Origin of the sequence: Brevundimonas sp. MF30-B (assembly GCF_004683885.1) — a bacterium.
In the GTDB taxonomy this organism is placed as follows: domain Bacteria; phylum Pseudomonadota; class Alphaproteobacteria; order Caulobacterales; family Caulobacteraceae; genus Brevundimonas.
The window spans coordinates 2,262,342-2,288,944 of record NZ_CP038440.1 but is presented as its reverse complement, the minus strand read 5'-3'; the positions used below and the strand labels follow the sequence as shown (position 1 = coordinate 2,288,944).

General features: G+C 67.2%; 30 protein-coding genes. 11 read left to right on the top strand and 19 right to left on the bottom strand.

The features are described 5' to 3' along the window. Positions 1–9: 9 nt before the first annotated feature. Genes E4M01_RS11600 through E4M01_RS11585 form a run of 4 tightly spaced genes read right to left on the bottom strand, consistent with a single transcriptional unit; the run spans position 10 to position 3,462 of the window. Entirely contained in the window at positions 10–1,596 is a 1,587-nt protein-coding gene (locus tag E4M01_RS11600; RefSeq protein WP_135063681.1) for an EAL domain-containing protein, read from the bottom strand. A gap of 35 nt (positions 1,597–1,631) precedes the next feature. Further along, a complete protein-coding gene (locus tag E4M01_RS11595) occupies positions 1,632–2,063 on the bottom strand; it encodes a flagellar basal-body protein FlbY (RefSeq protein ID WP_135063679.1) in 432 nt (143 codons plus the stop codon). Continuing rightward, the gene (locus tag E4M01_RS11590; RefSeq protein ID WP_135063677.1) at positions 2,060–2,359 is read right to left on the bottom strand and encodes a rod-binding protein; all 300 of its coding nucleotides are present in this window, start codon (positions 2,357–2,359) and stop codon (positions 2,060–2,062) included. The genes E4M01_RS11595 and E4M01_RS11590 overlap by 4 nt, the downstream gene beginning before the upstream one ends. Next, on the bottom strand, positions 2,359–3,462 hold the full coding sequence (locus tag E4M01_RS11585) for a flagellar basal body P-ring protein FlgI (RefSeq protein WP_135063675.1): 1,104 nt from the start codon (positions 3,460–3,462) through the stop codon (positions 2,359–2,361). The genes E4M01_RS11590 and E4M01_RS11585 overlap by 1 nt, the downstream gene beginning before the upstream one ends. A 136-nt stretch (positions 3,463–3,598) precedes the next feature. Between E4M01_RS11585 and E4M01_RS11580 the strand changes: the two genes are divergently transcribed. Together E4M01_RS11580 and dksA are read left to right on the top strand one after the other, a co-directional pair. Beyond that, complete coding sequence (locus E4M01_RS11580; protein ID WP_245158251.1) at positions 3,599–4,069, top strand: flagellar assembly protein FliX; 471 nt, start codon at positions 3,599–3,601, stop codon at positions 4,067–4,069. A gap of 184 nt (positions 4,070–4,253) precedes the next feature. Then, positions 4,254–4,670 carry an RNA polymerase-binding protein DksA gene (dksA, locus tag E4M01_RS11575; RefSeq protein WP_135064280.1) on the top strand — a complete coding sequence of 139 codons (417 nt, stop codon included), beginning with the start codon at positions 4,254–4,256 and terminating at the stop codon, positions 4,668–4,670. A 3-nt stretch (positions 4,671–4,673) separates the two neighbouring features. Here dksA and alr read toward each other — a convergent pair whose 3' ends face one another. The 8 genes from alr to E4M01_RS11535 all read right to left on the bottom strand — a co-directional run bounded on the left by alr (position 4,674) and on the right by E4M01_RS11535 (position 11,381). After that, entirely contained in the window at positions 4,674–5,708 is a 1,035-nt protein-coding gene (gene alr, locus E4M01_RS11570) for an alanine racemase (RefSeq protein WP_135063672.1), read from the bottom strand. Between the two features lie 147 nt (positions 5,709–5,855). Continuing rightward, positions 5,856–6,068: a cold-shock protein gene (locus E4M01_RS11565; protein ID WP_003164457.1), complete on the bottom strand. Its 213-nt coding sequence runs from the start codon at positions 6,066–6,068 to the stop codon at positions 5,856–5,858. Positions 6,069–6,239: 171 nt separating this feature from the next. Beyond that, complete coding sequence (locus E4M01_RS11560; RefSeq protein WP_135063671.1) at positions 6,240–7,733, bottom strand: replicative DNA helicase; 1,494 nt, start codon at positions 7,731–7,733, stop codon at positions 6,240–6,242. 108 nt (positions 7,734–7,841) lie between these two features. Continuing rightward, positions 7,842–8,222 (bottom strand): hypothetical protein, encoded by a 381-nt coding sequence (locus E4M01_RS11555; protein ID WP_135063670.1) that lies wholly within the window; start codon positions 8,220–8,222, stop codon positions 7,842–7,844. Positions 8,223–8,349: 127 nt separating this feature from the next. Next, complete coding sequence (rplI, locus tag E4M01_RS11550) at positions 8,350–8,934, bottom strand: 50S ribosomal protein L9 (RefSeq protein ID WP_135063669.1); 585 nt, start codon at positions 8,932–8,934, stop codon at positions 8,350–8,352. 1 nt (position 8,935) lies between these two features. Further along, positions 8,936–9,211: a 30S ribosomal protein S18 gene (gene rpsR, locus E4M01_RS11545; RefSeq protein WP_135063668.1), complete on the bottom strand. Its 276-nt coding sequence runs from the start codon at positions 9,209–9,211 to the stop codon at positions 8,936–8,938. Positions 9,212–9,222: 11 nt separating this feature from the next. Next, positions 9,223–9,606, bottom strand: coding sequence for a 30S ribosomal protein S6 (rpsF, locus tag E4M01_RS11540; protein ID WP_135063666.1), 384 nt, complete (start codon positions 9,604–9,606; stop codon positions 9,223–9,225). A gap of 182 nt (positions 9,607–9,788) precedes the next feature. Further along, the gene (locus E4M01_RS11535; RefSeq protein WP_135063664.1) at positions 9,789–11,381 is read right to left on the bottom strand and encodes a carboxylesterase/lipase family protein; all 1,593 of its coding nucleotides are present in this window, start codon (positions 11,379–11,381) and stop codon (positions 9,789–9,791) included. Between the two features lie 127 nt (positions 11,382–11,508). On the opposite strand from E4M01_RS11535, the gene clpS reads away from it, so the two are divergent. Then, complete coding sequence (gene clpS / locus E4M01_RS11530) at positions 11,509–11,838, top strand: ATP-dependent Clp protease adapter ClpS (RefSeq protein WP_135063662.1); 330 nt, start codon at positions 11,509–11,511, stop codon at positions 11,836–11,838. Positions 11,839–11,851: 13 nt separating this feature from the next. Next, positions 11,852–14,161, top strand: coding sequence for an ATP-dependent Clp protease ATP-binding subunit ClpA (gene clpA, locus E4M01_RS11525; protein ID WP_135063660.1), 2,310 nt, complete (start codon positions 11,852–11,854; stop codon positions 14,159–14,161). 80 nt (positions 14,162–14,241) lie between these two features. On the opposite strand, the gene E4M01_RS11520 is transcribed toward clpA, so the two are convergent. The 5 genes from E4M01_RS11520 to E4M01_RS11500 form a co-directional block, all read right to left on the bottom strand. Beyond that, positions 14,242–14,547, bottom strand: coding sequence for a CsbD family protein (locus tag E4M01_RS11520; RefSeq protein WP_135063658.1), 306 nt, complete (start codon positions 14,545–14,547; stop codon positions 14,242–14,244). A gap of 106 nt (positions 14,548–14,653) precedes the next feature. Continuing rightward, a complete protein-coding gene (gene cobS, locus E4M01_RS11515; RefSeq protein ID WP_135063656.1) occupies positions 14,654–15,658 on the bottom strand; it encodes a cobaltochelatase subunit CobS in 1,005 nt (334 codons plus the stop codon). Between the two features lie 122 nt (positions 15,659–15,780). Further along, positions 15,781–16,086, bottom strand: a complete 306-nt coding sequence (locus E4M01_RS11510) for a hypothetical protein (protein ID WP_209316034.1) — start codon at positions 16,084–16,086, stop codon at positions 15,781–15,783. Positions 16,087–16,167: 81 nt separating this feature from the next. Next, on the bottom strand, positions 16,168–16,596 hold the full coding sequence (locus E4M01_RS11505; RefSeq protein WP_135063654.1) for an organic hydroperoxide resistance protein: 429 nt from the start codon (positions 16,594–16,596) through the stop codon (positions 16,168–16,170). A 57-nt stretch (positions 16,597–16,653) separates the two neighbouring features. Beyond that, positions 16,654–17,859 (bottom strand): pyridoxal phosphate-dependent aminotransferase, encoded by a 1,206-nt coding sequence (locus E4M01_RS11500; protein ID WP_135063652.1) that lies wholly within the window; start codon positions 17,857–17,859, stop codon positions 16,654–16,656. A 138-nt stretch (positions 17,860–17,997) separates the two neighbouring features. Here E4M01_RS11500 and E4M01_RS11495 point away from each other — a divergent pair, with 138 nt between their 5' ends. The 7 genes from E4M01_RS11495 to tuf all read left to right on the top strand — a co-directional run bounded on the left by E4M01_RS11495 (position 17,998) and on the right by tuf (position 25,324). After that, positions 17,998–18,720 carry a TVP38/TMEM64 family protein gene (locus tag E4M01_RS11495; protein ID WP_135063650.1) on the top strand — a complete coding sequence of 241 codons (723 nt, stop codon included), beginning with the start codon at positions 17,998–18,000 and terminating at the stop codon, positions 18,718–18,720. A gap of 35 nt (positions 18,721–18,755) precedes the next feature. Next, complete coding sequence (locus E4M01_RS11490; protein ID WP_135063648.1) at positions 18,756–19,373, top strand: glutathione S-transferase family protein; 618 nt, start codon at positions 18,756–18,758, stop codon at positions 19,371–19,373. A gap of 193 nt (positions 19,374–19,566) precedes the next feature. Continuing rightward, the gene (locus E4M01_RS11485) at positions 19,567–20,601 is read left to right on the top strand and encodes a rod shape-determining protein (RefSeq protein ID WP_135063646.1); all 1,035 of its coding nucleotides are present in this window, start codon (positions 19,567–19,569) and stop codon (positions 20,599–20,601) included. Positions 20,602–20,876: 275 nt separating this feature from the next. Further along, positions 20,877–21,251, top strand: a complete 375-nt coding sequence (gene rpsL / locus E4M01_RS11480) for a 30S ribosomal protein S12 (RefSeq protein ID WP_008260482.1) — start codon at positions 20,877–20,879, stop codon at positions 21,249–21,251. An 81-nt stretch (positions 21,252–21,332) separates the two neighbouring features. After that, entirely contained in the window at positions 21,333–21,806 is a 474-nt protein-coding gene (gene rpsG / locus E4M01_RS11475) for a 30S ribosomal protein S7 (RefSeq protein WP_008260172.1), read from the top strand. Between the two features lie 139 nt (positions 21,807–21,945). Then, entirely contained in the window at positions 21,946–24,024 is a 2,079-nt protein-coding gene (gene fusA, locus E4M01_RS11470) for an elongation factor G (protein ID WP_135063644.1), read from the top strand. Between the two features lie 109 nt (positions 24,025–24,133). After that, complete coding sequence (tuf, locus tag E4M01_RS11465; protein ID WP_135067176.1) at positions 24,134–25,324, top strand: elongation factor Tu; 1,191 nt, start codon at positions 24,134–24,136, stop codon at positions 25,322–25,324. A gap of 103 nt (positions 25,325–25,427) precedes the next feature. Here tuf and E4M01_RS11460 read toward each other — a convergent pair whose 3' ends face one another. Both E4M01_RS11460 and E4M01_RS11455 read right to left on the bottom strand, forming a co-directional pair. After that, complete coding sequence (locus tag E4M01_RS11460; RefSeq protein WP_135064533.1) at positions 25,428–25,772, bottom strand: chorismate mutase; 345 nt, start codon at positions 25,770–25,772, stop codon at positions 25,428–25,430. Further along, positions 25,744–26,565, bottom strand: a complete 822-nt coding sequence (locus tag E4M01_RS11455; protein ID WP_135064535.1) for a ferredoxin--NADP reductase — start codon at positions 26,563–26,565, stop codon at positions 25,744–25,746. Before E4M01_RS11455 ends, E4M01_RS11460 begins: the two co-directional genes overlap by 29 nt. Between the last annotated feature and the right edge of the window lie 38 nt (positions 26,566–26,603).

Here is a 26,603-nt window from a genome sequence, read left to right as displayed (position 1 = left end):
GCTGAGGCGTCAGCCCCAGCTTTCGACCGCGCCGCGACGGCGGGCGAAGCCGCCGACGGGAGCCGCGGCCGGCGCCGTGCGCGGTTCCGGCTCGGCCTTGCCGAACAGCCAGCCCTGGCCGTGGGTGACGCCCAGCGCCTTGACGGCCGCGCACTCGGCCTCCGTCTCGATCCGCTCGGCGATGGTGGTCATGTTCAGCGAGGTCGCCAGATCCACCACCGACTTCAGCAGGGCGCGCGTCTTGGGCTCTGATTGCAGGTTTTCGACAAAGGTGCCGTCGATCTTGACCGTGTCGACCGACAGGCGGCGCAGATAGTCGAACGAGGCCGCGCCCGCGCCGAAGTCGTCGATGCAAACCTTGATCCCAGACTGGCGCAGGGCCGACAGGCGCCGGTCGGCGGCTTCGATGTCGGCCAGGGCCGCGCTCTCGGTCACCTCGACGCTGAGGCGGCGCCGATCCTCGGGCTTGGCCGCCGTCATCTTGAGCAGAGCCTGGACATAGCGGTCGTCGGCCAGCGAGGCGCCCGAGATGTTGACCGCGACCTTTGCCAACCCGAAGCCCGGCTGGCGCATCTTGGACAGGGCCTTTTCAACCACGGCCAGATCGAAGTCCTCGATCAGGGCCAACTCCTCGGCCAGGTGGATCGCCGCCGCCGGACTGCCGCCGGGACCGAACCGGGCCAGGGCCTCGAAATGGTGCACGGCCCGGACGTCCAGATCGACGATCGGCTGATAGTGCAGCTGGAATTCGCGCGTGCGGACCATGCCGCGGAAACGGTCGGCGTCACGCAGCGTCTTCTTCAACGAGTCGGCGAAGGCCATCTCGGGGTTCTGAAGCCCGCCGTCCTTGAGGCAGCCTTCGATGGCGAAGCGCATGGCCCTGAGCGCGCACAGGGGTTCGGTCCCCGGCGCCATCTGGGCGTCGGCGCAGACAGGTGCGAAGGTGAGGCCTTCGGCCGCCCCGGCCTGGCGCACTTCGTCGGCGATGTCGCGGCCATCCTCGGCGTCACGCAGCAGGGCGAACCGCTCGTCGGTCAGCTGGGCGGCGTTCATGCCGGGAATGGAGGCGGACTGCAGCACCGACCGGACACGCGCCATGGCCTTGTCGGCTCCGTCGTCGCCGGCGCCCGGCAGGTCGAGGAAGGTGAGGGCGTAGGCCTTGCCGTCGCCACGCCCCTCGACCAGGGCGCGGCTGGCCGAGGCCATGAAATCCTCAGCACCAAGCAGCGGCTCAGGCTTCGGGGCGACCGCATCGATCACTGGGCCCTCGTAGATGACAGCCAGCGATACGGCGGGCGCCCGCTCGGGCAGGATGAAGGCGCGCACCCAGGCGCGCCGGGCCTTGCCCTCGCCGCAGGCGATCAGGACTTCGATGCGGTCGGACCGGGCCCCCGGCGTCAGCCGCGAAAGCGCTTGCACGGGCGCGGCGTCCACCACCAGATCGGCGAAGGGCTTGCCCTGCCAGGCGGCGGCGATGTTCAGGCCGGAGGTCGGCCCGGCGCCCAGCACGAAGGCGACGACGCCCTTGCCGTCCAGCTCGACCAGAGCGTCGGCGGAAGCGAAGGCTAGGCCCAGAAGGCGCGCGGCGAGCGACATGGACGCAGGCTTAGCGCTGCGGGCTTAAGAAACCGTCAGGCTGTGCGGTTGAAGGCGACCGCGCGTCCGTCGCCCTGGGCGGCGTGGCCGCCTGGGCCGTAGGCGGCGGCCGGCGGGCGCGCGGCGGCGACTTCACCGGCCAGGGTGCGCACCAGGCCTTCGGAGATGGTGCGGGCGGCTTCGACGGCCGAGGCGTGGCGGGCCAGCACGGCTTCGAATGCGCGTGTAGCCTGGATCAGAGCCTGGCGATCCGCCAGGGGCGCCTGGGCCAGCTGCGACGGATCGGCCTTCAGCTGGGCGGACTCGCGGCGATAGGCGTTGGCCATCTCCTGGGTCGCAGCCAAGCCGTGAGCCACGTCCTGGGGCCGGCGGGCTTCGAAGGCGGCGGTTTCGGCGGCGAGGCGCTCGGTCAGGTCTTCGGTCAGGCGGATCAGGCGATGGGCGCGAGCGACGGCGAGTTCGGTCATTGGCGGGCCTCCTGCATCTTCAGCATCTCGGACATGATCCGGTCCGAGAGGCCGATGCCGCCGGCCTGGACGGTCTGTTTGGCCATGGCGTCGATCATGAATCCGCGCCAGGTAGCCTCGGCGTTGCCCCCGCCGAAAGGCGCTTCGGTCGACAGGCCCTCGAACATGGGCCGCAGCATCTGGGCCAGAAAGCTGGCCTCGAACGCCTGGGCGGTTTCGCGCACCTTCTCGGTGTTGACCGCAGGGCGCTGGGGCGCGCCGGCCAGCAGGGCGGGAGAGACGGCGAGGTCGCTCATCACATCACCTCGATGTCGGCTTGCAGTGCGCCGGCCGCCTTGATGGCCTGCAGGATCGAGATCATGTCGCGCGGCGTGACGCCCAGGGCGTTCAGTCCATTGACCAGCGTCGACAGATTGGCCCCCCCGCCGATGATGCGCATCTGGCGGCCCGTCTCTTCCTCGACGGTGACGTCGGACTGAGGCACGACGACCGTCTCGCCGCGGCTGAAGGGCTCGGGCTGGCTGACCAGCGGCGTCTCCTGAACCGAGACCGTCAGATTGCCCTGAGCGATGGCGACGGTGGAGATGCGCACGGCCTCGCCCATGACCACCACGCCGTTGACTTCGTCGATGATGACCTTGGCCGGCGCGTCGACCTGGATCGGCAGGTTCTCGACGCGGCTGAGGAAGCCGGCGGCGCCGAAGTTGGCGGGCGGGCGCAGGGCCACGACCGTGCCGTTCTCGGCGAAGGCGGTCTGGGGGAAGGCGGCGTTGATGGCGCCGGCCACGCGCTGGGCCGTGGTGAAGTCCGGGTTGCGCAGGGTCAGGCGAACCTCCTGCATCTGACCCAGGTTGAAGCCGGTCTCGCGCTCGACCACGCCGCCGGAAGAGATGCGGCCGGCCGTCGGCACGCCGCGCGTGATGGAGGAGCCGGACCCGCCCGAGGCGGAGACGGCGCCGGTCTGGACCGTGCCCTGCGCCACCGCATAGACCTCGCCGTCCGCGCCCTGGAGCGCGGTGACCAGGACCGTGCCGCCCAGCAGGCTCTTGGCGTCGCACATGGCCGAGACATTGACGTCGATGCGCGCGCCGGGCGTGACGAAGGCGGGCAGGTCGGCGGTCACCATGACGGCGGCGACGTTCTTGGTGTTGGCGGTGGAGCCCCGGATGTTGACACCCTGGCGCTCCATCATCCCCTCCAGCGACTGGCGGGTGAGGGGGCAGTTGCGAAGGCTGTCGCCGGTGCCGTTCAGACCCACCACCAGGCCGTAGCCGACCAGCTGGTTGGAGCGCACGCCTTCCACCGAGGCGATGTCCTTGATCCGCGACTGAGCCGAGGCGGCGTCAGCCGCCGCCAGGACGGCGAGGGGAGCGATCAGGGCGGCGAGCAGTTTCTGCATGGTCGGGCCTTCGGACGCGGACAGTCGGCGTTCACCATGCCAGTCCCGTGCCGGATGAAATGCTGTGTCTTTTCAGTGATGGATCAAACGGGCCTCCGGCCGTGCGGGCAGATTCTGCCGGGCCGTTAACCAAGCCTTGACCGACGCGACCGAAGTTCGGCCTCGTGAACTGGAGCGTCCGCCCATGAAGGTCACCGGCCCCACAGGCCCGACCCCCGCCGGTCCCTCGGCTCGGCCCGCCCGCGCGACGGGCGGCTTCAGCGTGCCCCAGGGCGGCGCGGGCGGCGCCTCGGCGACCACGGCGTCCAGCGCCAGCGGCTCGGTGGCGGGCGTCTCCGCCTTGATGGCCTTGCAAGGGGTGGAGGATCCGCTGGAGCGCCGTCGTCGCTCCATCCGCCGCGGCGCGGGCCTGCTGGACCGGCTGGACGACCTGAAGCTGTCGCTGCTTTCGGGCCAGGCGCCAGGACCCGCGCTGGAGCGGCTTGCCCGCGGCGTGCGTGAAGAACGAGGGGAGGGCGACGGCGATGCCGGCCTGACCGCCGTGCTGGATCAGATCGACCTGCGCGCCGCCGTTGAACTGGCCAAGGCCGAACGCGCGCGCGTGTGATCTCCATGCTCGCGTTTCGCGCGAGTGAGGATGAAATGTCACGCCCCACGCGTTTACGAAGCTTAACAGGATCACGTGTGCAAGAACGCCGTTGCCGCGACTCGTGGACGTGCCTATACGCCTGTCATTGCGCCGCAGGGGGGCGCGAAGAGAAAGCGTGAGTGCGATGAACGCATTAGCGTCTATGGTCGCCGAAGAGCCGGTCCCGTACCGGCCGTCCGACGACGAGCCGTTCATGAACGAGCGGCAACTGGCCTATTTCAAACACAAGCTGCTGGCGTGGAAGGATGAAATCCTTCGCGAATCTCGCGGCACGGTGGTGAATCTCAAGGCCGAGACCGAAAACCATCCGGACCTTCTGGACCGCGCCTCCTCGGCGTCAGACCGGGCGCTGGAGCTGCGGACGCGGGATCGCCAGCGCAAGCTGATCTCCAAGATCGACGACGCGCTGCGTCGGATCGAGGACGGCTCCTACGGCTATTGCGAGGACACCGGCGAACCGATCGGCCTAGGCCGTCTGGAAGCGCGGCCGACGGCGACCCTGTCGGTCGAGGCGCAGGAACGCCACGAGCGCCGCGAGCGGGTTCACCGCGACGACTGATTATTATCGGTAGCGCCGCTCCACACGCGGTGTGACCGAGGTCAGCAGTTCGTAGGCGATGGCGCCGGCGGCGGCCGCCGCCTCGTCCAGCATTTTGTTTGGGCCGAACAACTCCGCGCGGTCGCCCGTCGCGATGTCGGCGCCCGTGACATCCACGGCGATCACGTCCATCGACACTCGGCCCAGGATCGCCCGCAAGCCTCCGCCCAGCCAGACCGCGCCGCGCGGGCTGGACGCGCGCAGGACCCCGTCCGCATAGCCTGCGGCGCAGATGGCGACGCGTACGGGATGATCCGCCACATGACCCCGCGAATAGCCGATGCTTTCGCCCATCGGCACGTCGCGAACCTGAAGCACTTCGGCCGTCAGGGTCGCCACCGGCGTTATGCGCGGATCAGGCCGGCCCTCGGGACCTCCGCCGTACAGGCAGATGCCCGGCCGGACGGCGTCGAAGGCGAAGTCTGCGCCCAGGAAACAGCCGCCCGAGTTGGCGAAAGACTTCAGCGCCCCCGGATACCGGCTCGAAATCTCGGCGAAAACGTCGCGCTGGCGCCGGTTCATGGGCTCGGCCGGGTCGTCGGCGCAGGCCAGATGGCTCATCACCAGGGCGAGGCCCTCGAAGGCGTCGGGCGCGTCTTTGGGACGGAAGCCCAGGCGGTTCATGCCGGTGTCGATCTGCAAACCGCAGGCGCCGCCGCCCGCCGCCCTCCAGGCCTGGAGCTGGCCGGGCTGATTGATCACCGGCCGCAGATCCGCGTCGCGCAACCGAGGGGCGGTGTCTGCGGGACAGCCGTCCAGCACGTAGATCATCGGCTCGCCGCCCAGTGCGGCACGCAGGGCCAGGCCCTCGGCGGGACGCGCGACGAAGAAGGTGCGGGCGCCCTCTGCCATCAGGCGCGCGGCGCAGCGCGCGGCGCCCAGCCCATAGCTGTCGGCCTTGACGACCGGATGCACAGGCGCGCCCGAGATCGCTTCCAGGGCATGGAAGTTGCGCGCCAAGGCGCCGAGGTCGATATCTAGCATGGCCGGGGAGGGCATCGGGCCCTTATGGCGCAACAGGCGTGCGTTGAAACCCCCACGAGGCGCAGCGGCCAAGAAAAAACCCCGCCTTGCGGCGGGGTTTCCGAGCCAGATTGAACTGGACCAGATGGATCAGACCGACAGGGCCGGCCGGACCCGTCCGGCTTAGCCCTCGGTCTTCAGCTGACCGGCCGATTCCTTGCCGGAGCGGCGGTCGCGTTCGATTTCGTAAGAGACCTTCTGGTTCTCGTCCAGGCCGCGCAGGCCAGCTTGCTCGACAGCCGAGATGTGGACGAAAACGTCCTTGCCGCCGTCGTCCGGCTGGATGAAGCCGTAGCCCTTGGTGGAGTTGAACCATTTCACAGTGCCGGTAGCCATTTTCAGGACCTCCGTTAGCAGTTGGCCTCGGGAGACATTCCCAGCGACCTGTCGGGTCTGAATGGAGCGGCCGGAACTCGTGCGTTCGCAGAGAGAGGGCGTTGCGCAGAAAGATCGACGGCCGACATGTGCTCACACATCGCCGGCCGGCGCAAGCGGGGCCTTTCGGCCTCACTCGTAGCTGTGATTGTCGTAGCGCCCGTCGTGGGCCAGGTTGCCGAACTTGGTGGTGTCGGCGTCGAACGACAGTTTGACGATGCCGATGGGGCCGTGGCGCTGCTTGCCGATGACGACCTCGGCCTGGTTCTGAAGCCGGTCCATGTCCTGCTGCCAGGTCAGGTGCTCTTCGGTGCCCTCGCGCGGTTCTGCGCGGCCCAGGTAGTAGCTCTCGCGATAGACGAACATGACGCAGTCGGCGTCCTGCTCGATCGAGCCGGATTCCCGCAGGTCGGACAGCTGCGGCCGCTTGTCTTCGCGCTGTTCGACCTGACGCGAAAGCTGCGACAGGGCGATGATCGGCACCGACAGCTCCTTGGCCAGGGCCTTGAGTCCGCCGGTGATCTCCGACACCTCCTGCACGCGGTTCTTCTGGCTGTTTCCCTCGCCGGTGGTGACCAGTTGGAGGTAGTCGACGATGATCAGGTCCAGGCCGTGCTCCATCCGCTTCAACCGGCGCGCGCGGGCCGCCAGCTTGGAGATGGACAGGCCGCCGGTGGCGTCGATGTAGAGCGGGCTTTCACCGATCTCGACCGCCGCGTCGCGGATGCGGCCGAAGTCCGAGGCGTCGATCTCGCCCTTGCGCAGCTTGTCGGACGACACGCCCGAGGCGTCGGCCAGAATACGCATGGCCAGTTGTTCGGCGCTCATTTCCAGCGAGTAGAAGGCCACGACGCCGCCCGACACCGTCTTGCGGCCCTCGGGCGTGGGCTCCCAGCGATAGTTGCGCGCCACGTTGAAGGCGATGTTGGTGGCCAGCGCCGTCTTGCCCATCGACGGGCGGCCGGCGAGGATCAGCAGGTCGGACGGGTGCAGGCCGCCAAGTTTCTGATCCAGGTCGTTCAGATGCGTGGCCAGGCCCGCGAGCTTGCCATCGCGCTGATAGGCCTCGGCGGCCATCTGCACGGCGCCGGACAGGGCATGGCTGAAGCTGACGAAACCCGACGAAGGCTTGCCGGTCTCGGCCAGGGTGTAGAGCGACTGTTCCGCTTGTTCGATCTGGTCGATGGCGGGCGTTTCGGGCTGAGGCGCTTCCTTGATGATCTCTCCGCCGATGCGGATCAGATCGCGGCGCAGCGCCAGGTCATAGACGACGCGGGCGTAGTCGGGCGCGTTGGCCGCAGGCGGCGCACGGTCCACCAAGTCGGCGAGATAGCGCAGGCCGCCGAACTCCTGGAAAGCCGGATCCTGCTTGAACCGCTCCATCAGGATGGTGGGCTCGGCCAGCATCCCCTGGCGGATGTGGTCCTCGATCGCGTCGTACAGGCGATTGTGGAAGGGCTCGAAGAAGTGCGAGCCGCGCAGCCGGTCGCTCAGCCGCTCGAACACGGCGTTGTCGAACATCAGGGCACCCAGCAGCGCCTGCTCGGCCTCCAGATTGTGCGGCATCGACGGCACGGCGACGCTGTCGGAGGGTCCGCCGAAATTGAGGGGGGCAAGCGCGTTCATCGGCATGGTGTTAACCCGTGACACGCGCCTGCGTCAGACCCGGCCGCAGCCTAGGCGTGGGCAAGTTCGGGACGGCTGTGGACCGCCCCGAATTCCTCAATGATTAGGTCAGCGGCACGGGTGCAGATCGACCAGCCAGGCACGGAATCCGTCACGCACGCTCATGCGCGCGCGACGCGACTGGGGGATGCCGTTCAGGAAGCGCAGGACCTGCCGTGCGTCGACCTGAACCTTTTCAGGCGGGCAGGCGCCGTTGGGTCGGCCGGCGGCCTGGGCGGCGCGCGCCTCTCGGACGACCGAGCCCATGGCGTCGGAAGCCTCGTTCATGATCCGCCGCGCGCTGGGCCTGACCATGGCGGTCGGATTCATCGGAATGCGGTTTGCCTCGGTCACAAAGACATCGAGGGTGCGGGCTGGCGTTTGAGCGGCGCCCGGCGTGGCGATGGCGAAAACGGCGATGGCCGCCCAAAGGCTGATGGTCTTGAACATGATCCCTCCCGTTCGCGATAACGCTGATTGCCCGAGATGGCGAAATCAGGGCTGAACGGCGGGTGAACGCCATGAAAAAGGGCGCGCCCAAAGAGCGCGCCCTGATCAGGTCGACCTGAAGGTCGGCTCAGGCTTCTTCGCCCAGGCCTTCCTGTTGGCCGGCGCCGCCGGCGACCATGTCCTTGGCCGCGTCTTCAGCGGCTTGGCGCTCGTCGTCGAACTGGCTGCGGATGACGTCTTCACCCTTGGCCTGACGCTCGGCTTCGTCAGCCGAACGGGCGATGTTGATCTTGACGGTGGCGCGGACCTCGGCGTGGAGGCGAACCGCCACTTCGTGGACGCCCAGCGTCTTGATCGCGGTGTTGAGCACGACCTGCGAACGCTCGACCTTGCCGCCTTCGGCCTGGATGGCCTCGGCGACGTCGCGCGCGGCGACCGAACCGTACAGCTGGCCGGTTTCGCCCGCCTGACGGATCATGATGTAGCTCTGGCCGTCGATCTTGTCGGCGACCTTCTGCGCGTCGGCCTTGTTCTTCTCGTTGCGCTGCTCGATGGCAGCGCGGTCAAGTTCGAAGGCCTTCAGATTGGCTTCCGTGGCCCGGCGAGCCTTGTCGCGGGGCAGCAGGAAGTTGCGGGCGAAGCCGTCCTTGACGGACACGACGTCGCCGATGGCGCCGAGATTCTCGACGCGTTCCAGCAGAACGACCTTCATCTTACTTCACCACGTACGGCAGGAGGGCCAGATAGCGGGCGCGCTTGATGGCCTTGGCCAGTTCGCGCTGCTTTTTCTGGGAGACGGCGGTGATGCGCGAAGGCACGATCTTGCCGCGTTCGGAGACGTAACGCTGCAGCAGCTTCACGTCCTTGTAGTCGATCTTCGGCGCGTTGGCGCCCGAGAACGGGCACACCTTGCGGCGACGGTGGAAGGGGCGGCGAGCCGGGCCGGAGCCGGCCGGGGCGCCCGGGGTCGGGGCGGTGGTGTCGGTCATGATCCGGTTCCTTATTCCGAAGCCGCGGCGTCGTCGCGCGGGCCGCGCTCGCGCTCGCGCTCGCGTTCACGCTCGCGGCGGGCCAGCAGGGGCGACAGTTCCAAGTCGAGCTCCTCGACGCGGATCGTCAGCCAACGCAGCACGTCTTCGTTGATCGACAGCTGACGCTCGACCTCGGCCACGGCGGCGGCCGGGGCGTCGATGGCGAGCAGCGAATAGTGAGCCTTGCGGTTCTTCTTCACGCGGTAGGTGAGGTTGCGCAGACCCCAGTACTCGATCTTGGCGACGGTGCCGCCGCCTTCTTCGATCAGAGCCTTGATGGTGTCGTTCAGCGCTTCGGCCTGTTGCGCCGAGATATCCTGGCGCGTCATGACCGTGTGCTCGTAAAGAGCCATGCGGGTCGTCTCCCTTGGTGGGCGTCGGCATGGAGCGGCCGGGCAGCCGGATCCACGATGGCTCCCGATGCGGCGGCCGAACCGATTGTCCGAACCCTTTGAAATCCGCGCCGGGACCGAAGCCCTGGAAAGCGGGGGCCTATAGGGGAAAAGCGCCGCCGCGGCAAGGCGCGAGGCGGAGCTCAGTCGGCCTGCAGCCGAGGCGTCTCGCCGCCCAGCACCACATCGGCCCAGAAGGCGCAGTTGTGGCGGCGCGCGAAGCTGTCGTCCAGGCGATCGCCTTCTGGCGAAAAAATCCGAACAGGCGCGTCTCCATCCTGTGTCACAGGCCAGTCGGCCAGGTCGCCGGCCCAGGCGTGACGCATGCGGTCTGACAGCGCCGCCTGCTCTGGGCTGAAGCCGTCAGCGTCTTGCAGCGCCCAGCTTGCGCCGAACACCGCAGCCAGTTCGCTGGCGTGGAAGGCGCCCATGTCGCCGGTCGCCCAGCGCGGGATGCGCACGGGCGCGTCCGCATCGCCGAACTCATAGCCGCGCACGGGGACGTGCGGCGACAGGGCGAGGCGCATCCGGTGAGCCGGACAGGCGAACAGGGCGTCGGTCAGGCTGGCCGCCAGGGAGGCTCGGTAGTCGCCGTCGACCACGGGATAGCGGTCCAGCACCGCCTCCGCATCGTCGCCATAGGACCAGCGCATCTCGCGTTCGAACCGCTCCCGGCTGCGGACCGCGACGGTGAACAGACGCGCTTCGTCGGTGTTGGACCCGACGATCACGGGGACGTGGGCGATCTGACCCGCCGCATAGGCGGCCTCGATGTTCATCGGCGTGCGCGGCCCGCCGTAAACGGGCCCCCAGGAGCCTGGGCCGTTGATGCCGCGGCGAGGCGAGGCGACGCGGGCGATGCGCCAGGCGGGCAGGGCGCGCAGGCAGTCGGCGTCCGGGCACCCCAGAGCCTCGGCGAAACGTCTGCCGTCAGCCGCCGCCTGATCGACGGCTGCCTGGGTCGAGCGTTCGAAACAGCCCGCGCTCTGGATGATGGCCGACTGGAACAGGCCCCTGGCCTCGGGCGAGGCGAGCAAGTGGCACAAGCCCCAGCCCCCCGCGCTTTCGCCAAAGGCCGTGACCTGGCCGGGATCGCCGCCGAAGGCCGCGATGTCGTTCTGCACCCAGCGCAGCAGGGCGATCATGTCCATCAGCCCGAAATCGCCTCCGGCGTCGCCCGGCGCGGCGAGATCATCCAGCGCCAGCCAGCCTAGGGCGCCGAGGCGATAGTTGAAGGTGACCACGACCCGGTCCTGATCCTGCGCCAGGCGGCTGGCGTCATATTGGCCGCCCGATCCCAGAGTGAAGGCTCCGCCGTGCAGGAACACCATCACGGGCCGCGCACGCTCGGGCTCGCCGGCCGGCGCATAGATGTTGGCGTAGAGGCAGTCTTCAGACCCCGCGACCACCCCGCCGCCGCCGCCCAGCACGGCCTTGGGACTGAGCGCCTGGATGCAGCCGCGGCCCAGTCGCGTGGCGTCGCGGGCACCGCTCCAGGGCTCGACTGGACCAGGGGCGCGCCACCGGTTCTCTCCGACAGGGGGTGCAGCGTACGGCACGCCCAGAAAGGCGCGCACTCCGTCGCCCTCGACCCCACGGACAATGCCCGCCTGCGTTCGCGCCAGCACGAGTTCGGCGTCCCTGGCGAAGCGAACGCGATCGACCTGTCCCGGCGTCAGCACACATCCCGCCGTCATCAGCGAAGCCATCAAGAGGATCAGAAGAGACAGACGCATCGGCGACGAAAAGCGCCAGACGGCTTCCGGTTCTGCGGTTTCACGCAAGCTGTGACTGGACGCCTCTGTAAATCAGGCCATCATTCCCTATCTCAGGGTCCGACTCCCCCAAGGATACGGAAGACGAATGCCTATCAGACGGCCCGGTGAACAGGATGGCGGCTCAGGCGCCGCAGTCGTCACCGAAACCAAGCCGAAGCTTCAGCGGCCCTCGCTCTATCGGGTGCTGATCCTGAACGACGACTACACGCCGATGGAATTCGTCATCTACGTGCTGGAGCGGTTCTTCCAGAAGAGCCGCGAGGACGCGACCCGCATCATGCTGCACGTGCATCAGCACGGCGTCGGCGTGTGCGGGGTGTTCACCTACGAAGTGGCCGAAACCAAGGTCGCCCAGGTGGTGGAAACCGCCCGACGTCACCAGCACCCCCTGCAATGCACGATGGAAAAGGACTGAGAGGAACCTCCCCATGCCCTCATTTTCGCGTCCTCTCGAAGAGACCCTGCACCGCGCGGTCCACTACGCCAACGAGCGCCGGCATGAGTATGCCACGCTCGAGCACCTGCTGCTGGCCCTGATCGACGACCCGGATGCGTCCGGCGTCATGACGGCCTGCAACGTCGACCTGTCGGCGCTGAAGGCCGCGCTGACCCTGTATGTCGATAACGACCTGGCGGCCCTGGCCACGGCCGACGGCGACGACGCCAAGCCGACCGCCGGCTTCCAGCGCGTGATCCAGCGCGCGGTCATCCACGTCCAGTCCTCGGGCCGGGAAGAGGTGTCGGGCGCCAACGTCCTGGTCGCCATATTCTCAGAGCGCGAGAGCCACGCCGCCTACTTCCTGCAAGAGCAGGACATGACACGCTACGACGCGGTGAACTTCATCGCCCACGGCATCGCCAAGAAGGCGGGCGCCGGCGACACGCGCCCGGCGCGCGGGGCCAGCCCCGAGGAGGCCGAGGACGGCGCGGTCGTCAAACAGGGCGGCGAGGCGCTCGAGGCCTATTGCGTCGATCTGAACGAAAAGGCCCGCAACGGCCGCATCGATCCGCTGATCGGCCGGCAGGCCGAGGTCGAGCGCTCGATCCAGATCCTGTGCCGCCGCACCAAGAACAACCCGCTGCTGGTGGGCGACCCCGGCGTCGGCAAGACCGCCATCGCCGAGGGCCTGGCGCGCAAGATCGTCAATGACGAGGTGCCGGACGTGCTGAAGGGCGCGACCATTTTCTCGCTCGACATGGGCGCGCTTCTGGCCGGCACCCGCTATCGCGGCGACTTCGAGGAGCGGCTGAAGCAGGTCGTCAAGGAGTTGGAGAACCACGAGAACGCGGTCCTGTTCATCGACGAGATCCATACGGTGATCGGTGCGGGCGCGACTTCGGGCGGGGCCATGGACGCGTCCAACCTGCTGAAGCCTGCCCTGGCGTCGGGCACCCTGCGTTGCATGGGCTCTACCACCTACAAGGAGTATCGCCAGCACTTCGAGAAGGACCGCGCCCTGGTGCGGCGCTTCCAGAAGATCGATGTCAACGAGCCGACGCTCGAGGACTCGGTGAAGATCCTCAAGGGCCTGAAAACCACCTACGAGGGCCATCACAAGCTGCGCTACACCGACAGCGCCATCCGCACGGCGGTCGAACTGTCGGCCCGCTACATGACGGACCGCAGGCTGCCGGACAAGGCGATCGACGTGATCGACGAGGCGGGCGCCAGCCAGATGCTGCTGCCCGAATCCAAGCGCAAGAAGGTCATCGGTCAGAAGGAGGTCGAGGCCGTCATCGCCAAGATGGCGCGCATCCCGGCCAAATCGGTGTCCAAGTCCGACACCGAGAGCCTGAAGGATCTACAGACCAACTTGAACCGCGTCGTCTTCGGCCAGGAGCAGGCCATCGAACAGGTCTCGTCGGCCATGAAGCTGGCCCGCGCGGGCCTGCGCGATCCTCAGAAGCCGATCGGGGCCTTCCTGTTCTCGGGCCCGACCGGCGTGGGCAAGACAGAGGTGGCGCGCCAGCTGGCCTCGACGCTCGGCATCGAGATGCAGCGGTTCGACATGTCGGAATACATGGAGCGCCACACCGTCAGCCGTCTGATCGGCGCGCCTCCGGGCTATGTCGGTCACGACCAGGGCGGCCTGCTGACCGATGCCGTCGATCAGCATCCGCACTCGGTGGTGCTGCTGGACGAGATCGAGAAGGCGCACCCCGATGTCTACAACATCCTGCTCCAGGTCATGGACAACGGCATGTTGACCGACGCGGTGGGCAAGAAGGTGGACTTCAGGAACGTCATCCTGATCATGACCACCAACGCCGGGGCCGCCGACAACGCCCGCGCCTCCATCGGCTTCGGCCGGGGCAAGGTCGAGGGCGAGGACGAGAAGGCCATCCAGCGTCTGTTCGCGCCGGAGTTCCGCAACCGCCTGGACGCCATCGTGGCGTTCAAGCCGCTGGGCGCCGACACGATCAAGTCGGTGGTGACCAAGTTCATCCTGCAGCTGGAAGCCCAGCTGGCGGATCGCAACATCACCATCGAGCTGACCGACGAGGCGGCCGACTGGCTGGCCAAGAATGGCTTCGACGAACTGTACGGCGCGCGCCCCCTGGCTCGCGTCATCCAGGACTCGATCAAGAAGCCGCTGGCCGACGACATCCTGTTCGGACGACTGACCCGCGGCGGCCACGTGAAGGTGGAGTTGAAGGACGGCAAGATCGCCTTCGACATCACCCCCGCCAAGGGCCCGGCCGCCAAGGCCGTGGAAGAGGAGGAGGCGGCGGACTGATCCCGCCGCCGACCTTCGAGCATAGGAAAAGGCCCTGGAGTTTCCTCCGGGGCCTTTGTCTTGTCAGCCGTGGCTAAGGCCTAGCGACGACGACCCAGGCCGCCCAGCAGCACGGCCAGACCGGCCACGATGCCGGTGGTCAGCAGCGGCTTGCGGCGGGCGAAATCCAGGCCCGAGCGGGCCTTGCCCTGCACGCTGGCCGGAGCCTTGTCGACCAGGCCGTCCAGGCCGTCGATGACGCGGCCGTAGGCGTCCTTGGCGTGGCCCTTGATCTCGTTGATCTTGCCGTCGGCCTGAAGCTTGGTGTCGCCCGTCAGGCGGCCAAGGCCGTTCTGAAGCTTGCCGCCGACCTTGTCGGCCGTGCCTTCGATACGTTGGTCAGTCATGGAAAATCCCTTCCGTTGGAACTGCGCCGGGGAGGCTTGCCGTTAGAGCGCAGAACGAGGTCGGGAGTTCCGTTTCCGGGACCGGTCGGGCGGTTTGGCCGCAGCCTCAGCCGACCTTCACCCGCGTGGCCGCCTCGGGCAGGTCTTCGCCGAACGCGCGCTGATAGAATTCGGCGATGGTGGGCCGTTCCAGCTCGTCGCACTTGTTCAGGAAGGTGAGGCGGAAGCTGAGGGCCAGGTCGCCGTCGAAAATCTGGGCGTTCTCGGCCCAGGTGATGACGGTGCGCGGGCTCATGACGGTGGAGATGTCGCCGTTCATGAAGGCGTTGCGGGTCATGTCGGCGACACGGACCATGGCCGCGATCTTGCGGCGGCCCTCGGCGTGGCGCCAGTCGGGGACCTTGGCGGCCACGATCTCGGCTTCGACGTCGTGGTCGAGGTAGTTCAGGGTGGTGACGATCGACCAGCGGTCCAGCTGCGCCTGATTGATCTGCTGGGCGCCGTGATACAGGCCGGTGGTGTCGCCCAGGCCCACGGTGTTGGAGGTGGCGAACAGGCGGAACCAGCGGTTGGGCCGGATGACCCGGTTCTGATCCAGCAGGGTCAGGCGTCCTTGCGCCTCCAGCACGCGCTGGATCACGAACATCACGTCGGGACGGCCGGCGTCGTACTCGTCGAACACCAGCGCGATGGGGCGCTGAAGCGACCAGGGCAGCATGCCCTCGCGGAACTCGGTGATCTGCTTGCCGTCCTTCAGGACGATGGCGTCCTTGCCGATCAGATCGATGCGGCTGACGTGGCTGTCCAGATTGATGCGCACCAGCGGCCAGTTCAGCCGCGCCGCCACCTGCTCGATGTGCGTCGACTTGCCGGTGCCGTGATAGCCCTGGACCATGACGCGGCGGTCGAAGGCGAAGCCGGCGCAGATCGAAAGGGTCGTCTGGGGATCAAACTGATAGGCCTCGTCGATCTCGGGCACATGGCTGTCGCGCTCGGCGAAGCAGGGCACCAGCATGTCGCTGTCGACGCCAAAGGCTTCGCGGACCGTCACCTTGCGGTGCGGCTCAAGCGTCAGCAGCGGGTCGGGCGTGGATTCGAGGGGGGAGGCCATGGCTTCATCTAGAGGTCGGAGGGGCCGCGCTCAAGTCGGCGCCAGACGCGAAAACGCCCCTCCGCCGGCTGGCGAAAGGGCGTCTTCATGAACCGTCTGAAGGACGACGGTTCAGATCAGGCTTAGTTGGCCGGGCGGGCGGCGTCGCGCACGTCGTCGGCGCGGGCGTCGGCGCGTTCACGGACCTGGTCGGCCTGTTCATTCAGGTTGTCGGCGCGCTGCTCGTTGGCGACAGTGGCGGATTCCGTGTTGGCCATGTCGGCGCGCTCGTCGGCGCGGTCGGCCTGGCGTTCCAGCTGGTTGGCTTCCAGGTTGGCCTGATCTTCGATGGCGGCCGCTTGACGGTCGGCTTCGTTCTCGGCCGGCGTGTTGTTGCCGCAGGCGGCCAGGGTGAGAGCGCCGACGGCGATCAGAGCGTATTTCATCATGGTTCGTATCCCTTCCTTGGGGTGTGGAGCGTCGATAACGCAGCGCTTGCGAAATGGTTCACGCTTCCGTGATGCTTCGCCTCATTCCGCGCTCAATCGCACGTCGACGTTGCCGCGCGTCGCGTTGGAATAGGGGCAGACTTCGTGCGCCTTCTGGATCAGGTCGTCGATGTCGGCCTGGTCCAGACCGTGGTCGGTCACCTTCAGCTCGATATCCAGGTTGAAGCCTTCGCCCCGGGTGTTCTTCCCGAAGCCGACGGTCGAATGCACCCGCGTGTCGGGGCCGACGGGCTTGCCCGCCTTGCCGGACACAAGCCGCAGCGCGCCCAGGTAGCAGGCGGCGTAGCCGGTCGCGAACAGCTGCTCGGGATTGGTCCCGTCGCCGCCCTTGCCGCCCATTTCGGTCGGCGTGGACAGCCTGACGTCGATCTTGCCGTCGTCCGTGGCCGAGCGCCCGTCCTCGCGTCCTCCGCCGGACGCCGTCGCATGAGCCTTGTACAGAACGTCCATGGTCATCTCCTGTGGTGAAGATCACGACATGGGCGCCCGGCGGCGCCCGGCAAGGGGTCAGGTCAGGCCGGCGCAGAATCCCTGAATGCGCTCGCAGGCCTGACGCAGCGTGTCCTCTCCGGTCGCATAGCTGACGCGGAAATAGGGGCTGAGGCCAAAGGCGGCGCCGTGCACCACGGCCACGCCGGCCTCGTTCAGCAGCTCGGTCGCGAAGGTCTCGTCGCTGTCGATGACCACGCCGCCTTTGGTCGTCTTGCCGATCAGGCCCTCGATCGAGGGATAGACATAGAAGGCGCCTTCGGGCGTGGGGCAGCGGATGCCTTCGGCCTGGTTCAGCATCGACACCACCAGGTCACGCCGGCGCTCGAACGCCTCGCCGCGCTCGGCGATGAAATCCTGAGGTCCGTTCAGCGCCTCGACCGCCGCCCACTGGCTGATGGACGAGGGGTTGGAGGTGGTCTGGCCCGCCACCTTGCGCATCAGGTCGATCAGAGGCTTGGGCCCGCCCGCATAGCCGATGCGCCAGCCGGTCATGGCGTAGGCCTTGGACACCCCGTTGACCGTCAGCACACGGTCGATCAGGTCCGGCGCCACCTGCGCCAGAGTGGTGTATTCGAAGTCGCCGTAGATCAGGTGCTCATACATGTCGTCGGTCATCACCCAGACATTGGGGTGACGCCGCAGCACCTCGGCCAGGGCTTCCAGCTCGGCCCGCGTATAGGCCGCGCCGGTCGGATTGGAGGGCGAGTTCAGGATCAGCCAGCGTGTGCGCGGGGTGATCGCGGCGTCCAGCGCGGCGGGCTTCAGCTTGAAGCCGTCCTCCTCGTGGCCGATCACGACCTTGGGCTCGCCGCCGGCCAGCAGCACCATGTCGGGATAGCTGACCCAGTAGGGGGCGGGCACGATCACCTCGTCGCCCGGCGACAGGGTGGCGACCAGGGCGTTGTACAGCACCGCCTTGCCGCCCGGCGCGACGTGAATCTGGGCGGTCGAATAGTCCAGGCCGTTCTCGCGCTTGAACTTGGCGGCGATGGCCGCCTTCAGCTCGGGCAGGCCGTCGACGTCGGTGTATTTCGTTTCGCCGCGCTGGATCGCGTCGATGGCGGCGGCCTTGATGTTCTCCGGCGTGTCGAAGTCCGGCTCGCCCGCGCCCAGGCCGATCACGTCGCGGCCCTCGCGCTTCAGCTCGCGCGCCCGTGCGGTGACGGCCAGCGTGGCCGACGGCTTGACGCGGGCGAGGGCGGACGACTGCAGATCGGACATGGCTTGGCCTTCGGCTGGTGCGCGTTGGGGGAGAACGGCGAGGCTTTCTTAAGGCGGCGGGCGGCGCGTGCAAACCCGGCGCCCGCGACGGGCTGCCAGGCGGTTCCTTCCGATCCGCCTCGCGTGTAGGGGAAATCCATGCGCGGCGTGCTTGATTTCATCCTCAACATGGAAGGCAGGCGGTGGCGGACGCTGCTGGCGAGCCTGGTGCTGCTGGGCGCGGTGCTGGCCGTGTTCGCCTTCGGCAAGAGCCATTTCGCCTTGGAGGCCGAGGATCAGCTGGAGGCCTGGCTGGGCGGTTTTCGGGCGGGGCCGTGGGGGCTGGCGGCGGCGGTTGCGGTGTTCACCCTGTCGGCCTTCCTGGGTGTGCCGCAGTTCATCCTGATCGCGGCCTGCGTGGTGGCCTTCGGCCCCTGGTACGGCTTTCTGTTCAGTTGGATCGCGACCGTCTGCTCGGCCGGGGTGACCTATTGGCTGGGGCGGGGGCCGACGGCCCGGACGCTGGAACGGTTCGGCGGGCGCACGACGGCGCGGCTGAAGCGGTTCGTGGGCGACAACGCCTTCTCGGCCAGCTTCATCATTCGGAACGTGCCGTCCGCGCCCTTCATTGTCGTGAACATGGCGTTCGGCGCCGCGCGCGCACGGTTCTGGCCCTATCTGGCCGGGTGCGCCCTCGGGGTTCTGCCCAAGACCGCGCTGGTGGCCTTCTTCGGCGGGTCCTTCATGGCGGCGGTGTCGGGCGACGGCGTGTGGACTTCGTTGATCCTAGCCGGGGTGGCGGTGGTCTGGCTGGCGCTGATGCTGGTCGTGCGCGAACTGGTCCGACGACGCGAGGCTGCCCGGGAGCCCGAAGCTTTTTAAAGCATTTCACAGTCCCGCCAATCGGAGCGATCCTCATGTTGAAGCTGTATTATTCCCCCGGCGCCTGCGCCATGGCCTCGCACTTCGCCCTGGAAGAGGCGGGCGCGGACTATGAGCTGGTCAAGATCGATCTGAAGAAGGGCGAGCAAAAGACGCCCGAGTATCTGGCGATCAACCCGGCGGGCGTGACACCGGCGCTGGTCACGAGCCGGGGCGTGCTGACCGAGAACGTCGCCATCGTCGGCTATGTCGCCCAGACCCATCCGGACGCCAAGCTGGCCCCGACTGACGACAGTTTCGCCTTTGGTAAAATGCAGTCGGTCAACGCCTGGCTGGGCTCCAGCCTGCATCCTGCTATCGGCAAGGTGCTGTTCAGCCGTCCGCCGCTCGAGGGCGCCGCGCGGGAAGCGGCCCTGAAGCTCGCGCTCGAGAAATACGACTTGGCCGAGCAGCATCTGCTGAAGGGACCGTGGGTGACCGGCGAGGCCTATACGGTGGCCGACGGCTATCTGTCGGTCTTCACGCGCTGGGCCCGCCAGGCCGATCTGCTAGACAAGGGTCGCTACCCCCAGCTGAACGCCCATCTCGATGCGGTCCAGGCGCGTCCGGCGGCCATTCGGGCGCTGGAGATGGAGGGGCTTCAGCCTGTCTGAGGCGCCCTGCGTCATTAAGGCCGTCAAAGGGGTTGTAATCGCCCCGGCATGAAGGCAAACGGGCCGACGGTCGGCTAGGCGACACGATCAGGAACGGCTCGGGCGAGGGGATGCGCACGGGCCGGGGCGTCGCCGCAGCGGGCCGAAGTGACAGTCGCCCTGACCGGCCCAAATCGAACGGTATCCCAAGCCCATGCATCTCTTCGGCATGATCTCGAACGACATCGCCATCGACCTCGGCACGGCCAATTGCCTGATTTATCAGAAGGGCAAAGGCATCGTGCTGAACGAGCCGTCGGTGGTGGCTCTGCGTAACGTCGGCGGCCGCAAGGTCGTCCACGCCGTCGGCATCGAGGCCAAGCAGATGCTGGGCCGCACCCCCGGCCACATGGAGGCGATCCGCCCCATGCGCGACGGCGTCATCGCCGACTTCGAAGTCGCCGAGGAAATGATCAAGCACTTCATCCGCAAGGTTCACAACCGCAAGGGCTTCGTGAACCCCAAGGTGATCGTGTGCGTGCCGTCGGGCGCCACCGCGGTCGAGCGCCGCGCCATCAATGACAGCTGCCTGAACGCCGGTGCCCGCCGCGTCGGCCTGATCGACGAGCCCATGGCCGCCGCCATCGGCGCCGGTCTGCCCATCCACGAGCCGCAGGGCTCCATGGTCGTCGACATCGGCGGCGGCACCACCGAGGTGGCCGTGCTGTCGCTGTCGGGCATCGTCTATTCGCGCAGCGTGCGCGTCGGCGGCGACAAGATGGATGACTCCATCATCAGCTACATGCGCCGCAACCATAACCTCTTGATCGGCGAAACCACCGCCGAGCGCATCAAGAAGGACATCGGCACCGCCCGCATCCCGGCGGACGGCGAAGGCCTGTTCATCGAGGTCAAGGGCCGCGACCTGATGCAGGGCGTGCCGCGCGAGGTGCGCATCTCGGAACGTCAGGCCGCCGAGGCCCTGGCCGAGCCGGTCACCCAGATCGTGGAGGCCGTGAAGGTCGCCCTGGAGCAGACTCCGCCGGAACTGGCCGCCGACATCGCCGACAAGGGCATCATGCTGACGGGAGGCGGGGCCCTGCTGCGCAGTCTGGACGTCGAAATCCGCGATCACACCGGCCTGCCGGTCCAGGTGGCGGACGATCCGCTGTCGTGCGTCGCCATTGGCTGCGGCCGTGTGCTGGAGCATCCGCGCTGGATGAAGGGCGTGCTCGACTCGACCCTCTGAACCGGGCGCCTGTCCGACATCGCTTGACCCGCGAGCTCTGCGGGCGTAAACGGCGCGCACTTTCGAGGCGGGCGTTCCAGGACGCTCTTCGAGATCGTGACAACCTAGCGAACGGGCTGTGCCCGCCGGAACGTCCAAAGCGCGCGTTCCGGCTTTTGCGTTTGTCGCGACATCGGCTCGGAAACCACCCGGGCGGCCCAAGGGTCGTTCAGAAGAAGGCACGAGGCGCTCCGGCCGAAAGGCACACGCCTCCACATGAGAAAAGACGAGTTCGAATGCCTACGATCAACCAGCTGATCCGCAAGCCGCGCAAGCCCAAGCCCACCCGCAACAAGGTGCCGGCTCTGGAGGGTTCGCCCCAGCGTCGCGGCGTCTGCACCCGCGTTTACACCACGACCCCCAAGAAGCCGAACTCGGCTCTGCGTAAGGTCGCCAAGGTCCGCCTGGCCAAGAACGGCTACGAAGCCGTGTGCTACATCCCCGGCGAAGGCCACAATCTGCAGGAGCACTCGGTGGTCCTGATCCGCGGCGGCCGCGTGAAGGACTTGCCCGGCGTGCGCTACCACATCCTGCGCGGCGTGCTCGACACGCAAGGCGTCAAGGACCGCAAGCAGCGTCGTTCGCACTACGGCGCCAAGCGTCCGAAGTAAGCCATTTGCACCCGGGCCGTCGCGCCCGGGAGCGTTCTCGAGATTTTCCCGGCGCAGGTCGGGCACTGCAAGGAATACCCCATGTCGCGTCGTCACCGCGCCCAGAAGCGTGAAGTTCTGCCGGATCCCAAGTTCGGTGATCTGATCGTCACCAAGTTCATGAACTACGTGATGTACGAAGGTAAGAAGGCCGTCGCCGAAAACATCGTCTACGGCGCCTTTGACATCCTGGCTGACAAGAAGAAGGACCAGGAGCCGGTCGCGACCTTCCACGCCGCCCTGGACAACGTCGCCCCGTCCGTCGAAGTCCGGTCGCGTCGCGTCGGCGGCGCCACCTATCAGGTGCCGGTCGAAGTCCGTCCGGACCGCCGTCGTGCCCTGGCCATCCGCTGGCTGGTCAACGCCGCCCGCAAGCGCGGCGAGAACACAATGACGGAAAAGCTGGCCGCCGAACTGCTGGACGCCTCGAACAACCGCGGCACCGCGGTCAAGAAGCGCGAAGACACCCACAAGATGGCCGAAGCCAACCGCGCCTTCAGCCACTACCGCTGGTAAGCGTCTTAAAACGGCCAACTGCCGTGACTATCTAAGACTATCCGGCGCGGGCGGTTTGAGCTAAATCGCCCGCGCCGTCTTATCCGAACATTCCTGCTGGGCGCCCGTCGCGTCCGCGACCGACCCAAGGCACGCTCCTATGCCCCGTACGCACAAGATCGAAGACTACCGCAACTTCGGGATCATGGCCCACATCGACGCGGGCAAGACCACCACGACCGAGCGGATCCTGTATTACACCGGCAAGTCCCACAAGATCGGCGAAGTCCACGACGGCGCCGCCACCATGGACTGGATGGACCAGGAACAAGAGCGCGGCATCACCATCACGTCGGCCGCGACGACCGCCTTCTGGAAAGAGAAGCGCCTCAACATCATCGACACCCCCGGCCACGTGGACTTCACCATTGAAGTCGAGCGCAGCTTGCGCGTGCTGGACGGCGCCGTGACCGTGCTGGACGGCAACGCCGGCGTCGAGCCGCAGACCGAGACCGTCTGGCGTCAGGCCGACAAGTACCGCGTGCCGCGCATCGTCTTCGTCAACAAGATGGACAAGATCGGCGCCGATTTCGACAAGTCGGTCGAATCGATCCGCGACCGTCTGGGCGCCAAGGCCGTGCCGATCCAGTTCCCGATTGGTTCTGAATCCAACCTGTCGGGCCTGGTCGATCTGGTCCGAATGAAGGCCGTGGTCTGGGACAACGACGCCTTGGGCGCCAACTTCCGCGACGAAGAAATCCCTGCCGACCTGGTCGACAAGGCCAACGAGGCTCGCCAGTACCTGATCGACAACGCCGTCGAGCTGGATGACGAGGCGATGGAAGCCTATCTCGAGGGCAACGAGCCTTCGGAAGAGACCATCAAGAAGTGCATCCGGAAGGCCGTTCTGACGGGCGCCTTCTATCCGATCCTCTGCGGCTCGGCTTTCAAGAACAAAGGCGTGCAGACGCTGTTGGACGCCGTCGTCGACTACCTGCCGTCGCCGGTCGACATCCCGCCGACCCCGGGCATCGACTACAAGACCGAAGAAGAAGTCGTGCGCCACGCTTCGGACGACGAACCCCTGTCGGTGCTGGCGTTCAAGATCATGGACGACCCCTTTGTCGGCTCGCTGACCTTCTGCCGCCTGTATTCGGGCAAGATGGAAACCGGCATGTCGCTGCTGAACTCGACGCGCGACAAGAAGGAGCGCGTCGGCCGCATGCTGCTGATGCACTCGAACAACCGCGAGGACATCAAGGAAGCCTACGCCGGCGACATCGTCGCCCTGGCCGGCCTGAAGGACACCCGCACCGGCGACACCCTGTGCGACCCGGTCAAGTCGCCGGTCATCCTGGAGCGCATGGAGTTCCCGGCCCCGGTCATCGAGATCGCGGTGGAGCCCAAGACCAAGGCCGACCAGGAGAAGCTGGGCGTCGCCCTGGCCAAGCTGGCTTCGGAAGACCCGTCCTTTACAGTCTCCACCGACCACGAGTCGGGCCAGACGATCCTGAAGGGCATGGGCGAGCTGCACCTGGACATCAAGATCGACATCCTGAAGCGCACCTACAAGGTCGAAGCCACGATCGGCGCGCCGCAGGTCGCCTATCGTGAATCGATCAGCCGCCGCGCCGAGATCGACTACACCCACAAGAAGCAGACCGGCGGTACGGGCCAGTTCGCCCGCGTCAAGCTGGTGTTCGAGCCGGGCGAGCCCGGCACGGACTTCGTCTTCGAATCCGCCATCGTCGGCGGCGCGGTGCCCAAGGAATACATCCCGGGCGTCGAGAAGGGCCTGAAGTCGGCCAAGGACAACGGCCTGCTGGCCGGCTTCCCGGTCATCGACGTCAAGGCCACCCTGGTGGACGGCGCCTTCCACGACGTCGACTCCTCGGTTCTGGCGTTCGAAATCGCTTCGCGCGCCGCCTTCAAGGAACTGCGTGAGAAGGGCGGGCCCAAGCTGCTCGAACCCATCATGGCCGTCGAGGTCGTGACCCCGGAAGAGTATCTGGGTTCGGTCATCGGCGACCTGAACGGCCGTCGCGGCATGATCCAGGGTCAGGACATGCGCGGCAACGCCACCGTCGTGAACGCCTTCGTGCCGCTGGCCAACATGTTCGGCTATGTGAACACGCTGCGCGGCATGTCGCAGGGCCGCGCCCAGTTCACCATGCAGTACGACCACTATGAGCCGGTGCCGCAGCACGTCGCCGACGAAGTGATCAAGAAGTACGCCTAACCCCCGGTTTCGACCGGCCCACTTGAAACCCGGGCGGTTTGCGCGCAAACCGCCCGGCCTCATCCCCCAACCACAGGAGCCCCCGGTTCGGGGACTTAGGAGCTAGAAGATGGCCAAGGAAAAGTTCGAACGTAACAAGCCGCACTGCAACATCGGCACGATTGGTCACGTTGACCATGGCAAGACGACGCTGACGGCGGCGATCACGATGACGCTGGCCAAGACGGGCGGCGCGGTGGCCAAGAACTACGCCGACATCGACGCGGCGCCGGAAGAGAAGGCGCGCGGCATCACGATCAACACGGCGCACGTCGAGTACGAGACCGAGAACCGCCACTACGCCCACGTCGACTGCCCCGGCCACGCCGACTATGTGAAGAACATGATCACCGGCGCGGCGCAGATGGACGGCGCGATCCTGGTGGTTTCGGCCGCCGACGGCCCGATGCCGCAGACCCGCGAGCACATTCTGCTGGCCCGTCAGGTCGGCGTGCCGGCCCTGGTCGTGTTCATGAACAAGGTGGACCTGGTCGACGACGAGGAACTGCTCGAGCTGGTCGAGATGGAAGTGCGCGAGCTGCTTTCGTCGTACCAGTTCCCGGGCGACGACATTCCGATCACCAAGGGCTCGGCCAAGGCCGCGACCGACGGCGTGAACCCGGAGATCGGCGAGCAGCGCATCCTGGAGCTGATGCAGACGGTTGACGCCTACATCCCGCAGCCGGAGCGTCCGGTGGACCTGCCGTTCCTGATGCCGGTGGAAGACGTCTTCTCGATCTCGGGCCGCGGCACCGTGGTGACCGGCCGTGTCGAGCGCGGCATCGTCAAGGTCGGCGAGGAAGTCGAGATCGTCGGCATCCGTCCGGTTCAGAAGACGACCTGCACGGGCGTCGAGATGTTCCGCAAGCTGCTGGACCAGGGTCAGGCGGGCGACAACGTCGGCGTGCTGCTGCGCGGCACCAAGCGCGAGGACGTCGAGCGCGGCCAGGTGCTGTGCAAGCCGGGTTCGATCACCCCGCACACCAAGTTCCTGGCCGAGGCCTACATCCTGACCAAGGAAGAGGGCGGCCGTCACACCCCGTTCTTCACCAATTACCGTCCGCAGTTCTACTTCCGCACCACGGACGTGACCGGCATCGTGCACCTCAAGGAAGGTGTCGAGATGATCATGCCCGGCGACAACGCCGAGCTGACCGTCGAGCTGATCACCCCGATCGCCATGGAAGAGAAGCTGCGCTTCGCCATCCGCGAAGGCGGCCGCACCGTCGGCGCCGGCGTGGTCTCCAAGATCCTGGCCTAAACACCCCAGGTCAGACCAGAACGACAACGGCCCCCGGAGAAATCCGGGGGCCGAGTTCGTTTCAGACGCCAACTGAGCGCAAAGATTGGGCGGGGCGGCGTGCTCAGACCCGGGTGCGGTCCCAAGTCGCCAGTTCGTGGGCGATGCAGCGGTCGATCAGGGTGCGCCAGACCGGCTCGGCGATGTCGGGCGACAGGCCGGCGGGCCCGGCCGAGGCCAGGACCTTAGCCACCACATCGTCGATGCGAGCCTGGTCGTGCACCACGTCGCGGCTGGGTTTGATGCGCGCCGCGGCGTCCATGTAGCGCTGACGCTCGGCCAGCAGGATCACCAGGGCGCGGTCCAGTGCGTCCACGCCGTGGCGGACATCCGCCATGCTCCGGCAGGCCTCGGGCGCGGTGCGCGGGTCGATCTTCAGCTCATCCGACAAAGGCGCGCTCCAGCACATAGTCGCCCGGCTCGGCGTTCGAGCCTTCCTTCATGCCATAGGTTTCGAGCAGTTCGCCCGTCTCCTTGATCATGGCCATGGAGCCGCACAGCATCACGCGGTCCGAGTTGGGCGAAAAGCCGATGGGCAGGCCCAGATCGGCGAAAAGGTCGCCGGACTTGATGCGGTCGGTGATCCGTCCCGGCGTTTCGAACTTCTCGCGCGTGACGGTGGGATAGTAGGTCAGCTGGGCCTTGGCCTCGTCGCCGATCAGCGGATCGTCGTGGATCTCGCGGCTGAAGAAGTCGCGATAGGCCAGGTCGGCGACGTTGCGCACCGTGTGGCACACGATCACCTGTCCGAACCGCTGATAGGTGTCTGGATCGCGCGCGACCGACAGCCAGGGCGCAAGGCCCGTGCCCGTGCCGATCAGCCACAGCCGCTCGCCGCCGGTCAGGGCGTCCAGCACCAGGGTGCCGGTCGGCTTCTTGCCCATCAGCACCGCGTCGCCGGGCTGGATCGTCTGCAGGCGCGAGGTGAGGGGACCGTCGGGCACCTTGATGGAGAAGAACTCCAGCTCCTCGGCCCAGCCGGGACTGGCGATGGAGTAGGCGCGCAGCACGGGCTTTGCGCCGTCTTCGCCCGGAAGTCCGATCATGACGAACTCGCCCGAGCGGAAGCGGAAGTCCTCGGGCCGCTCGACGGCGAAGCTGAACAGCTGGTCGGTCCAGTGGCGCACCCACAGAACCTTCAGCGAGTGGAACGGATTGGGTTTGGCCGCAGCGGGCGCCGGGGCGGGGGAGGCGTCGGTCATGGCGCCTAACTATGCGGTCGCGGCCGATTGCGAAAGGT